This window comes from Mycoplasma sp. Mirounga ES2805-ORL (assembly GCF_017084445.1).
Lineage (GTDB): Bacteria > Bacillota_I > Bacilli_A > Mycoplasmatales > Metamycoplasmataceae > Mycoplasmopsis.
On record NZ_CP070947.1, the window covers coordinates 122,195 to 135,405 of the forward strand.

General features: G+C 25.7%; 11 protein-coding genes. 9 read left to right on the forward strand and 2 right to left on the reverse strand.

The genetic code is table 4. The features are described 5' to 3' along the window. Window positions 1-1,086 carry a hypothetical protein gene (locus JXZ90_RS00490; RefSeq protein ID WP_205848448.1) on the reverse strand — a complete coding sequence of 362 codons (1,086 nt, stop codon included), beginning with the start codon at window positions 1,084-1,086 and terminating at the stop codon, window positions 1-3. Next, window positions 1,065-2,003, reverse strand: coding sequence for an ABC transporter permease subunit (locus JXZ90_RS00495; RefSeq protein ID WP_205848449.1), 939 nt, complete (start codon window positions 2,001-2,003; stop codon window positions 1,065-1,067). Before JXZ90_RS00495 ends, JXZ90_RS00490 begins: the two co-directional genes overlap by 22 nt. Window positions 2,004-2,185: 182 nt before the next feature. On the opposite strand from JXZ90_RS00495, the gene JXZ90_RS00500 reads away from it, so the two are divergent. The 9 genes from JXZ90_RS00500 (at window position 2,186) to JXZ90_RS00540 (ending at window position 13,187) form a co-directional block, all read left to right on the forward strand. Next, window positions 2,186-4,147 (forward strand): hypothetical protein, encoded by a 1,962-nt coding sequence (locus JXZ90_RS00500; protein ID WP_205848450.1) that lies wholly within the window; start codon window positions 2,186-2,188, stop codon window positions 4,145-4,147. 17 nt (window positions 4,148-4,164) lie between these two features. Next, entirely contained in the window at window positions 4,165-5,154 is a 990-nt protein-coding gene (locus JXZ90_RS00505; RefSeq protein WP_205848451.1) for an MAG5150 family histidine triad lipoprotein, read from the forward strand. A gap of 122 nt (window positions 5,155-5,276) precedes the next feature. Further along, window positions 5,277-6,152, forward strand: a complete 876-nt coding sequence (locus tag JXZ90_RS00510) for an MAGa7180 family putative nuclease (RefSeq protein ID WP_205848452.1) — start codon at window positions 5,277-5,279, stop codon at window positions 6,150-6,152. Continuing rightward, the gene (locus JXZ90_RS00515; protein WP_205848453.1) at window positions 6,130-8,424 is read left to right on the forward strand and encodes a UU173 family protein; all 2,295 of its coding nucleotides are present in this window, start codon (window positions 6,130-6,132) and stop codon (window positions 8,422-8,424) included. The genes JXZ90_RS00510 and JXZ90_RS00515 overlap by 23 nt, the downstream gene beginning before the upstream one ends. An 18-nt stretch (window positions 8,425-8,442) precedes the next feature. Further along, the gene (gene deoC, locus JXZ90_RS00520) at window positions 8,443-9,117 is read left to right on the forward strand and encodes a deoxyribose-phosphate aldolase (protein WP_205848454.1); all 675 of its coding nucleotides are present in this window, start codon (window positions 8,443-8,445) and stop codon (window positions 9,115-9,117) included. Between the two features lie 15 nt (window positions 9,118-9,132). Further along, window positions 9,133-9,573, forward strand: coding sequence for a tRNA (adenosine(37)-N6)-threonylcarbamoyltransferase complex ATPase subunit type 1 TsaE (gene tsaE / locus JXZ90_RS00525; RefSeq protein WP_205848455.1), 441 nt, complete (start codon window positions 9,133-9,135; stop codon window positions 9,571-9,573). Beyond that, window positions 9,573-10,130, forward strand: coding sequence for a tRNA (adenosine(37)-N6)-threonylcarbamoyltransferase complex dimerization subunit type 1 TsaB (gene tsaB / locus JXZ90_RS00530; RefSeq protein ID WP_205848456.1), 558 nt, complete (start codon window positions 9,573-9,575; stop codon window positions 10,128-10,130). The genes tsaE and tsaB overlap by 1 nt, the downstream gene beginning before the upstream one ends. Further along, window positions 10,130-11,065, forward strand: coding sequence for a tRNA (adenosine(37)-N6)-threonylcarbamoyltransferase complex transferase subunit TsaD (gene tsaD, locus JXZ90_RS00535; RefSeq protein WP_205848457.1), 936 nt, complete (start codon window positions 10,130-10,132; stop codon window positions 11,063-11,065). The genes tsaB and tsaD overlap by 1 nt, the downstream gene beginning before the upstream one ends. Window positions 11,066-11,201: 136 nt before the next feature. After that, window positions 11,202-13,187 carry an MAG3090 family protein gene (locus JXZ90_RS00540; protein WP_205848458.1) on the forward strand — a complete coding sequence of 662 codons (1,986 nt, stop codon included), beginning with the start codon at window positions 11,202-11,204 and terminating at the stop codon, window positions 13,185-13,187. The last annotated feature ends 24 nt before the right edge of the window (window positions 13,188-13,211 follow it).

A 13,211-nucleotide genomic window follows, 5' to 3' on the forward strand; every position in this document is an offset into this window, starting at 1 on the left:
TTAAACCTCCATTTCATAACTTTTAGATAAACCGAAAACGATAATTTTTAAGGTCAATATTAATGTAAATATAATTGACGTATTAACAATTAAATATGCAGGGTTTATAAAGAATAATTCTGTTGATTCTTTAATAATAACTCCAATATTAAAGTTGCTTTCAAGGTCTATGCTTAGTAGACCGAGAGCAGCATATGATAAATATATTAATATGAATTGATCTACGATTTGAATCAATTGATAGTTTAAAACTTTTAAAAACATTGTTCTTCAAAATAAATCTCATTTTGAGAATCCATTTGCTATTTCAGCCATTATATATTCTTCTTGGAGTATTTTGGTTGATCTTTGAAATGAGCTTATAAATAAAAATATTCCACTTGCTAAACTAAAAATTAATAATGATTTTCCAAATGATGTTCCAACAAAAATAAATAATATTACTGTTATGAACAAGTAGGGAATCATTCCTACCGCTTGTATTAAATTATAAATAAAATCATTTATTGATTTTTTAACATATAAAGCCAATAGAATGCCTATAGCTGTTGAAATAAACATTGACATTGATAGTGACAATATTGCAACTAAGAATAATTGCATATTTGAATTAACAATTCTTGAATATATGTCAATACCATTGCTATTTGTACCTAAAATGTGATTGTAGGCAAAGTGAGTATTGTTTATTTTATTCATTAGTCCATAAGCGTTATAACTAACGTGGTAAATATCAAAATTAGTATCAACATCAACTTTAACCAAATCTGGATAATCTTTTGCTAAAGTTACAAAAAGATTTGATTCAGGATTTTTTGATAAATCCATAGTTTTTCAAGGATGAAGTGATGAAGGCAGTTCCTTATTTAGGGCTAATGAATTATTTATAGGTTCATTATAACTATACGAAAAGATTGATGAAATTATTAGAACTAATAAAACTACAAAAAGAATAATCACTGCAATTAAATTTAGTTTATTAGTAAAAAATCTGGTTCAAAATTGTTTTTTAGATGAAACTGGTATTGTGATACCGTGCGACTCTTTATCTTTTTTTGAGAATTTTAGATATTCTTTTGTTTTCATAATTTCCTTTCACCTATCTTCAATATTCTTATTGTTTTTTGTTCATCATTTTTTATATTTAAGAAATATAAACTTAAGTCAATTATTGATTTAATTAAGGTTATAGTTACGATATTAAATAAAAACAAATACATTGTTAAATTGAAATATCTAGGATCTCCAAAGTATTGAAACAATAAGGACTGTCCTTTAATATAAAAGAATCTTTCAATAAGTAATGTATAACTTAAAATATATACATAAATTAAAATTGTCTTTTTAAGGAATTCTTCAATCCAATTTCTTAGAATAACAGTTAAAAATATTTTTTTGAAACTAAAGCCATTTGAAATAGCCATTAGGTAATATTCTGATTTAAATATATTGATTAAAATTCTATAGTTAATCAAAACCATTAAAGGTGTTATTGTAATAGTTAGGACAAATATAGGTAATATTAATGACAATAATGTATATCCCGCATTAGAAATATAAGGTTCTATATAAACTGCTGGTAAGTTAATTGATTTGGCAATAATTACTGCTATAGACCCCCCAACAACAATAGGTATTGAACTGAAAATAAATGTTATAAAGTTTAGGACTTTAGCGACATTATTTTTTTTATTTTTCTTTGCTAAAAAATAAGCAATCCAGAAGCTTATAATTAGTGCTAATATAAAACTAATTAGAGCTAATATGGATGTAAAAATAAAGTGATTAAAAAAGACCTTATTTACTTTAATATTAGTATCTAAAAAGCTGCCATAATCAAAGGTTAAAATACCTTTTAAATAATTAATAAAATTTGAAAAACTATAATTTTCTACAATAATTGAGCCCAAAATTACATTTAATAGAGCTAGTAAAATAATTATTACAGAAAAATAAGTAATAATTTGTTTAGCTATAAAAATTAAAATTTTTTGAAGTTTCATAGTTTCATTTCTACCGTTAATTGTATATAATATATTTTAGATTAACGTCTGTAGTTTCTTTAGATAATTTAAGTATTTATGTCAATTATATAATTGGCCCATTTTGACATATTTACATTATCATAAATTATCTTAAATAATATAATTATTATATATTTTTAAATTAAAAAAAGGAGAGAAATATGAGAAAAAAAACTTTTCGCTATTTGACATTTTCTTCCTTAATTGCAACTTCATCAATCCCTATGATTGCTGCGGGTTGCAACAATAATGAAAGCAGTGATTCAAAAGCGAATAAAAATAGTTATTTAACTATTAAGCTTAATGATGAAGGTAAGAAAATGACCAATTTTGAAGTTGGCGATAACTTACTACAATTAAAAAAAGAAAATAGAACAGTAAATGAAATTGTTGAATATTTAAATAAGTTTACTTCTGAAGACAATAAAATTACTCTTGAAAAAAATAAAATTTACTCATTTTTAGGTTTTAAAAATTTCGGTGATGACATTAATGTTTATTTTGAAGTTAATGATCTAACGAATATTGAATTCAAAACATATCAATTACAAGGATTTAAAAAGTATGTTAGTCAAGGCCTTGAAGGTGATGTAAATATCTCTGGAGAAGGTGTAAGAATTGGTGATCTATTAATAAAGGAACATGTTACTGATTTAGGAGCTAAAATTGATGCTATGACATTTGATAAAATGGCTAAATTAGAATATTCTAAATTAGACAGAGACCCTCAAAAAGTTCTTGAATGACTAAAACAATATATTCAAATTGAAGGTGAAATTAATGATTCTCTTTGAGAATATAACTTTAATATTACTCAATCTCATCATCACGGAGAATATCATTACCACTTATATATTGGTGCTAAAAACAAGAAAACAGGCGATCTTGCAAAAGGTTTTGATAGTTTAGGTCATCCAGGAATACATGTAATGGGATGATATTCACAAGAAGAATATGGTGACTTTAGTTTCTTAAATTTTGTCAATGCTAAGGGAACAACAATAAAAGCAGATACATTTGTTGAAGAGTTAAAGAATGAAGATACTTTTGCTAAGAAATTAGAAGTGTTGAAAAAATACGTTTCTGCAAACTATGATAAATACGATCCTGAAAAATCAAAATATGAATATGTTATTGATAATGACTCAATTGAAGCTGATTCTTCAAATAATTCAGTGTCTTTAAGCATTAAGATTAAGGAAAAATCTAAACCCGATGTAGAAGATAATTGGATTGAAAAATCATTAACTTTTAACGGATTTTGAACTCAAGTAACTGTTGGTGATTATTTATTTAATGTTAAATGACCAAAAGATAAAGTATCAGCTAGTGATGTTGAGGAATGATTTACTGCAAACAATAATGATCACAGTGAAGTTGTTGACATTAATTTAACAGATGATGCATTTGAAAAAATAACAGATCCTAGTCAATTTAAAGCTAGATTTGAAAAAATGGCATCAGAATTTGATAATGGAGCAATAGCTGATAGTTGAGAAATTTCTGACGGTAATGAATACACTAGTGAAGAAAAAGAAGAAGCCGCAAAATTAAATCAAAATGCACTTATTGATGTTTTTGGCCCTTATGCTGGATGACCAAGAGTCTTTACATTAGTTAAAGAAAATGAAGGAAAGAGCATTGATGAACAAAACACTTTATTAGAAAAATGTTTTAATGACGCAAAATCTAAAACAATAATAATCAAGAAGATTTTCTTGAGCAAAATGATACGCGATGCTAAAAAAGTTGAAGAGAAATATACAAACGCTAACATCAAACACGATATTCTCAAATCATTAATTGAAAATGCTATTGAAATACATGAAAAATCAACTTCTTTAAAAGCTATAACTAATGCTTATGATGGTCTTGAAGAAGAAATTGAAAATTTTGTTAAAGGAGATTTAGTTAAATTAGAATTTGATGAAATATGCAATTTATTAAATGAACGTGGATTTATAGTTGCAAAGAATACTGACCAAAACATTTTTGAGTATGCAATTGATTATGATCAAACAAAAAGACATGGAAGTTATGTTAGTGTTTCAATAAAGGTAACTAATAAAAACACACATGAAAGTAAAAATGTTGAATTTAATATTAGAGGACTTCAAAGTTAGAAAGGATATTTGTTATTATGAAAAAAATTAAATCATTACTATTATCGCCTATTATTTTGGCACCTGTCGCTATTGCTGCAGGATGTGGGGCTCAAAAAAATGCTGAAAATAGTTCAGACAAAACTAAACAATTGAAAGCAGAATATATAAATTTCAAAAATGAATGAGATTCTTTTTCAAATAAATTAACTCAAAGCCGCCAAGACTTTTTTAATCAATATTCAAAAATAAATGATTTTGTTGTAAATCTAAAGGAATTTTCAAATGATGTTAAAGAAAAAGACAGCAATAAAAATCTTAAAGCTGATGCATTTTTAAAAAATGGTAAACAAAAGGAAGACGCTAATAAAGAAGCTTTAAAGGTATTTGAAGAATGATTTTCAGAAGGGAAAAAAGGTACTAAGTTTTTAAACTTTTTCAATAATTCAGTTGCTATTATTGAAGATGCTGAAACTCAAATTGATACTAATTTAGTTAAAATTAAAACTAATGGAACTGAGCTGACTGAATTTAGTACCTTTTTCGAAACACTTAACAATAAAGAAATTAATGATTCAGACTTACAAAGAAATTTGAAAAAAGTTTATTCATTTTTAGCAACCACAATATTTGATAAAGATGAAAAACATGATCATGCCCACGGGCATCATGATGAAGATGGTGCTAACCATGGTGGTAACTTAAATGAACATACTCACTCTCACGCTATTATAAACATTATTAAAACAGCTTTACATGAAAATGAAGAAAGTATTGAAGAAATTGAAGAACTTAAAAGTTTTAAAGACAAGTTTGTTTTCTTTAATGACACATATCAACAAAAAATTAAAGATTTTATAACTGAAAATTTTGATGATAATAAAATCCAATCATTAACTAATTTTATTGAAGAAGCAGAAAAAGAATTAATGACTATTGAAGATCAATTTACAAACCAAGTCATGAAACCACTAAAAAATATGGTTAAGATACTTAATTTAGCTGAAGATCAAATTTTTACTAAATAATAAAATTCGAACATGAGTTAAAAACTTATGTTCTTTTTTTATACATTTATATATTTTTTGAACGTATTATTGATATATGATTTATATAAATAATTATTAACAGAACAAAGTAAGGAGTTTTGATGTCAAAATTAAAAGAAAGAAAATTTTATAATGGTTTGCATTATATTCTTGATGAAAAAGCACAAAATGTTAGGTTATGTGAAAAATTTCATAATGATTTAATTAATAATAGAGGCCAAAAATTTAAAATAGGATTTAAAAAATTTGGTGGATCATCAATTGGGGAAGTTTTTGAAACTGATACGTATAAAAGTAAGTTTAAGGCTTTTTGCTTTATATCTCAGTTATCAATTCCCGCATTACAAATGAAATATATCAATGCCGGTAATGTTATGGAAGGCAAAGTTTTTGAATGATTAAAAACCAAATTTCCAAAAGATAAATATCCAGATATTGATATTCAACATATTGAAGCTCCTAAAGTTGATTACGATTATTTTAAAAATAAAAGTGAATTTATTGGAGGGGTTCCTGATGGCATATTAGATAACAATGGAATTAAATCTATTCTAGAATTAAAAGCTGTTGGTGCTAAGAAACAGGAGTGATGAGAGAAAAATGGTAATTCAGGGGTTCCCGCTGACTACAAAAAACAAGCTCAGCTTTACGCCTATCTTTTAGGTTATGATACATATTCAATTGTCGCGACGTATTTAAATGAAGATGATTATGATAATCTAGATAATGTTAATTTAGATAAACAAGTGTTTAAATACAATTTTAAGGTTAACAAACAAATGGCAAAAGATGATATTGATTATGTTCAAAAGTTTTGAGAACAGATTGTTGAAACTGGTATTTCACCACAATATAAATTACCAAGAGATTTAGATTTGGTAGAGTACTTAAGATGTCATAATAAAGAAGAGTGAAAACAATTATTTGACAGATGAAAACAAGAAAAGAAGGTGGATGATGACATCATCTTTGAATAAAAAAAATGATATTAAATATATAAATGAAGGAAACTATATTAATAGTTATATATATCAACCATTCTTCATATGATATTCTAAAAAAAGTGATGATGAATTAGTTCCTCAAATTGACAAATATGGCTATAAATTATATGAAAACGTAAATGATAAAGAATTTCTAGAAAATATTAAAATTGACGATGATGACCTGGAAAAAGATCGAAAAGATATCGAATGATTTAGTTCAGAATTTACCAAAATTCAATATGATTGAAATTATGATTCTCAAGCTAAAAGTGTATTTAACAAATTAAATGAGCAAGCTATTAGTTTGATAATAAATGAGTTTAAAGTCAAAAATAATAGAGAACCTAAAATAGTTTATCTCGATAGTTTTAATGATAAAGATGTAATAATTCAAAAAATGAATGAATACTTAACAAATAATGAATATGATTTAATCGCATATCCTATTCTTTTGTTAAAGCACTCAACTAGAGAAAATGTTGATTTTTACTTAAAGTCGCAACCTTTAATATATGACAAAATTGATAAAACATTTTATTCTATGAAAGTTACAACTAGTTCAAATGTGCGTGAATATATAAAAGCTGATTTTTTATATCACTTAGCTCAAAAAATGAATATAAAAGTTAGAAATATAAAATTTTTAATTTTAAATAAATATGAAAAAACAATTAAAAAAGGTGTTGTTCCATTTAAAATAATTGAAGCTGCAAATGGTGCTAAATCTTCTACTAGTACTAGCATAAATAAAAATAGTAAAGGCGATGAAGAAGATAAATATCTTTTTGCTCAATATAAAAACACCGGAGAGTTTTTTTCAACGGAAAAATATGGAAAAGGTTTTTTAACCTTTATGGATAGTATTCAAGCCCGAAAAACCTTTTCAAACCCTACGTATAACCCTATAAAAGTTCGAGATGCGTCTTATGATAAAACTAGTGATAAACTTTTTGAAAAAGGACTTGAATTACGTAATTTCGATAATACAATAGATTCAATAGTTTCTGCTTATTTTGAAAAAGCACCAGTTTATTCATGATATGGTTCTTTGTCCTTAAAAGACGGTATAAGCAAATATGGAGAAAATAGATACAAAAATGAAATAATTGATTTAGCCCTAGGTAGTGAAAATTATTATTCTCATAATCTTTTAAAAACTAAATACATTAGCAAGGAGTACATCGATACTTTTATTGATATTTTATACGCAAGAAAGCAAATACCCAATTATTTTAGTAACTATGCTGTTAAACTTTTATCCGATTTTCATATAAAAGATAAGAGAATAGTTTGATATGACTATGAAGGTGTATCATCATTAATACCAATAATTGATAATTGTAGACCTTACCAACAACTTACTAATCAAGTATCAATTATCGAGACTATTAATGGTGAAATAATTAAAAAAAATGGACAAATATCTAATAATATAGTTAAAGATCCTCTTAATTTGTCATTAGTGGATTTAGTTGACAATATAATGAATGTTTATTCAAATAAGGCAGACATGTATGTTGTTTACTCTAAAGCATATGAGAATTCAAGAAATATGGATGTTTTAAAAATGGTTGAACAAGCTTATGAAAAGGATTTAGAATTACAAGATTATTTCAAGTCTAATAATTTAAAAGGGATTACAGATTTTCAAATTATTGTAAGTCATATAAATAATAATACTTTTGATTTAAGAGACTTTTTTAGTAATTATGACTACAACAGCGATGAACTATTATGTTTTCAAACAAATTTGGTTAAACTTGAAAATAGAGAAAGTTATGATCTAATGAGATATGCTGAAGATGATCTAAAATTAGTAAATATTTTTTCACGTGAAGAAATCGCACCAATATTGAAACCTAGCAAAGGTAATAAGATACCATTAATTAATATTTATGAATTATTTGGAAAAACTAGCATCAAACTAGTTGAGAAATTAATTTCTAGAAATAAATTTGATCTAATTTACGGTGATTTATTTAAAGAATATAAGAATTTAGATATCAAAAACGGATCGATGGCTATGCAAACGGCTATTCATCGTAATCTAGGCAATATTACAGATAGAGTATGGGAACAAGAGGTTGCTAAACTAAAAGTATATTGTCAAAATGATGTTGTTATGATGCTTGTAGCTTTTTCATTTATTGAAAAGATAATTATGGATAGATTTGATAAAATTAAAGAATATAAATTCAAGTTAAGTCCAAATCAATTTTATTGAATTGACATAAATGAAGGATTTACAATAAAAAATAAATAGTTTGTTAAGGAGAAAAAAATGAAAAATACAAAATATAATCAAATGATTGACCACACTTATTTAAAAGCGGATGCAACAAAAAAAGATATAGACAAAATTATCAAGGAAGCAAAAGAATATAACTTTAAAACAGTTTGTGTAAATTCTTCATATGTTGAATATGCTAAAAAAGAATTAAAAGGAACAACTATAGGTATCACATCGGTTATTGGTTTTCCATTAGGCGCATGTTTAACATCTGCTAAGGCTTTCGAAGCTAAAGAAGCAATAAAAGCTGGAGCGGATGAAATTGATATGGTTATAAACATCGGAAAATTAAAAGATAAAGATTATGCTTATGTTCTTGAAGATATTAAAGAAGTTAAAAAAGCTTGTGGACAAAATACATTAAAAGTTATTATTGAAACAGCTTTATTAAATGAAGATGAAATTAAGAAAATGACTGAAATAGTTATGGAATCAGGTGCTGAATTTATTAAGACATCTACAGGTTTTTCAACACGTGGTGCCAACCTTAATGATGTTAAATTAATGAAATCGGTTTGTGGAGATAAACTTCAAATTAAAGCAGCTGGCGGTATAAGTACATATGCTGATCTAGAGGCAATGGCAGATTCTGGCGCTAATCGTTTTGGAACTAGTCGTTCAGTTTCAATTTTAGAAGGAACTCAAGGTAACAAAAACGATTATTAATAAATAGGTATATTTATGAATCAAAATTCGACAAAAAAAGAGAATAAATTATATATTCACTCTAAATTATTTCAAATAAAAAATGAGAGTGATGTTTTTTTTGTAGCGGAGTTTGTTTTGCAAAATTTAACTAAGTCTAAAATTATTTTGCTAAATGGAGACTTAGGTGCTGGTAAGACAACCCTTGTTAAACACATTGCTAAATTAATAAACATTAAAGAACCAATAACTAGTCCAACTTTCAATTACATGAAAAATTATGAGGGACTAATTCATATAGATGCCTATCATTTAAGTGAAGATTTGGCAGAATTTGAAGATTATTATGAGAATAATATTGTCGCAATAGAATGAGCTGATAATATCCAACATAATTATTCTAATTATTTAGATATTAAAATAACTCATAACTTAGCAAATCAAAGTCATGATTTTTTAATAAAGGTGGTTAAATAATGAAATTATATTTAGATACTGCAAATAGTGATTTTGTAATTTCTATTTTTGATAACAATTTTAAAGAAGTCGAAAGTATAAAACTTTTAAATTATCAAAAGAAAGTAAATCTAATTCCGGAAAAAACTAAAGAAATACTTAAATTAACTAATACAAAAATAACTGATTATGATTGTTTTTATATAAATATAGGACCTGGATTCTTTACGGGTGTTAGAATTTCTTTAGTTTATTTAAGAACAATTGCATTAATTTACAACATCAAGATTAAAACAATATCATCAATGCAAATACTAGCTAGACAAAATCCAGCAAAAACAGAATTTGCAATTAATGCAAATGGTGGAAAATATTATTCATACAAAAGAACAAAAGAATTATTTAATATAAATCAAGTTACTTTAGAAAAAGGCGAACTCAATAGTTATGATGCGATTGACCATGATTTATTTATTAAGAATTTTAAATATTTTGAAAGTGATTTTAAGGATTATAAAGACTTAATGGATATTGAACCATACTATATCAAACTACCACAAATAGGAGCTAAAAAATAATGAAAATATTAGGTATTGAAACAAGTCACGATGATACTTCTATAGCCTTATTAGAAGATGGCAAAATTATTGATATGGTAACCATAAGTCAAATTGATATTTTTAAAGAATTTGGTGGAACTATTCCTGAATTATCAAGTCGTGAACACGTTAAAAATATTAATGTTATTGAAAAAATATTTCTAAAAAAACATAATTTAAAAGAGATTGACTATATTGCTTATACTGAAAAACCTGGCTTGATCGGAACGCTTCAAATAGGTTACCTTTTTGCTAACGCATTATCACTAGCCTTAGATAAACCACTTATTCCAATTAATCACTTAGAAGGACACTTCTATTCTTGCGCAATCGAGCAAGAAATTTTGTATCCATCATTATGTTTATTAGTTTCTGGTGGACATACTCAATTAATTTTAGTTAACGATCCTTTTGATATTAAAATTATTGGGCAAACGTTAGATGATGCTGTAGGCGAAGCATTTGATAAAGTAAGTTCTAAATTAGGATTAGGTTTTCCTGGTGGTCCTATAATTGATAAAATTTCAAAAGATTATAATGGAGAAATACATAAATTTACACAACCTAAAACTGAAGGTAAATATGATTTTTCTTTTAGTGGTTTAAAGTCTCAAGTAATTAACTTTTATCACAATAGAATACAAAGAAATGAAAAAATTGATGAATATCAAATTGCTGCTAGTTTTCAAGATTGTGCAGTAAATTACTTAATATCAAAAGTTCGCGAAGCTATGAATCAATATCAATTCAATTCTCTTGTGCTAGCTGGCGGAGTTAGTGCTAATTCTAGATTAAGAAAAGATTTTCTAGCATTATCACCTAAGGCTATTATTCCTAATTTAAAATATGCGACAGATAATGGAGCTATGATTGCAATGTGTGCATATCAACAATTATTATTTAAAAAAAGATAAAACTTTTGTGTTAATAATTTCAAAAGTTGCCAATATGATTCAGATTTAGATAAATAATTCTAAATCTTTTATTACTATGAATTATAATAAATATACTTATATTATTAGTATTTAGTTATTTAGAATGCGAGGCACTATGAAAAGATTAAATTGTACATATGAATTTAAGAGCGATAATGAATATCCATGATTATTAAAACATCCAAAAATTAAAGAAGGTTTAGCAAAATTTAAAACAAGAAGTGATGCGCTTGAATGATACATGCTTCTTAATTTTGAAACAGCTATTTGATTCCAAAATGAAAAAAGAATATTTGCTGGTCAATTGACAATTGACTCAAATAAAGATAAGTCCAAATGATTTAATTACATAAAAACTGCAGGTTTTGATGGAGGAGCAACATATTCTGGAATTTGTAACGAATTAAATATTGATCCTTTCACTTTCAAACATGATGATAGCAACGCAATTGAAAGATTTGACAATCTTGACTTTGTTTTAATTTCTGACCCTGAAACATACTTCCCAGAAAAACTTGAAGTAAAGAAAAAAGCTAAGAGTAAAGACGTTGTTGATGTTGATCAAATTAAATCAAAATATCAAGCACAAATCGATGAGCTTATGAAGCAAATAAACCAAAATAGCGCCGAAGTTGATCGTGATTTAGAAGAATTAAAAAATGCTTTGAATCAAAAAGAAGTGGACTTTGAAGATTTAAATGCAAAAATAGAACAATTAAAAAATGCAAATAACACATATGAAAAATTAGTACATATTGAATATAAATCACTAAGTAGTAATGATTTAGTTGGTGCAGTAGCAGTTTATAATGATAAATTAAATGAAATTATTGAAAATTTAAAAAATACAACAACAACAAGAAAAGATTTTGCAAAAATAGAAGAAAATATTAAGAATTTTGATAATGATATTTGTCAAATAAAAAATAAAGATAGTCTTAAACATAAGTTAGTTTTAGATAAACTATATGAAGAATTCACCTTTGCAAGTAAAAAATTACTTAATGAAATTCAAATTGATGAATCATTAGATAATGGTGAAGATATATCCGCAACTTTTATGGATTCAAAAAATAATGAAGTTAAAAAAATTGCATTTGAGACTTCTTATGTTCTTGTTGACTTAAAGTTTGTAACTTTTGTGCCAAAAGATAAATACAATTATGAAATTCCTGAAACCGGTGTTCGTTCAAGATATTCAATCACAGTTGTTAATAGTGATGATCAAACAAAAACAACTACAATTTCTTCTGACTTGCATTCTGAGGATAAAAAACCAGAATCTAGTGATATTAACAAACAAAAAATTAAATCATTACCTAATAAAAATGTTATACATAGTGCAATAAATATGTCTGATTCTGAATTTGATAATATGCAAAGCCAAAAAGAAAATGAAGATTTGACAAAAACAATGTTAATAAAAAGATTAACTAAAAAAGAAGAATTTGAAAAAGCTAAAGATAGTAATATAAGACCATTAGTTCAAGTATTTCCTGGTGAGGATTTAGAATTAGAAGTAATTAGTAAATCGAGAGAAACTGAAATAGCTTTACCAGGCAATTTGAAAGATATAAAAGAAGAAATAGTTTATAAAAAAGTTTCCTCTTCTAATAATGACAATAAAATTGATGGTGATTCAAATAATGTTTTTAAAGCAATTGAAGCTGAAAACAACGGTTTAGATGAAATATTAGAACTAGAAGAGGAAAGCGAAGTTGAAGATCCAGAAGAAATATTAAGTAATTACGAATTTTGCGAACTAACTCCTATAAAAATCTTGAGTTTGGAAGGCGATCCAAAACAAATTAAAGAAGAAATTTTTTACAAAAAAGTGACACCGTATTACAAAAAATCAAAACTTAATAATTATGCAAAGAATGAAGAAATAGGTTTTGTTAACACAAATGAAATAACTGATTCTAATTCAATTAAAGTTACTAAAAAACGTAAATCAAAACAAAAAGAAGTCGGATTCTCATTGCTTATAGTTTTACTTATAATTCTAATTACCGCAATCGTTCTATTGTTACTTAATCATTTTCATGTTATTAGTATTACTAATTGAATTGAATCTATTAAAAAAATATTTAATAAATAATAAATTAGTTATTTAGAAAAAAGA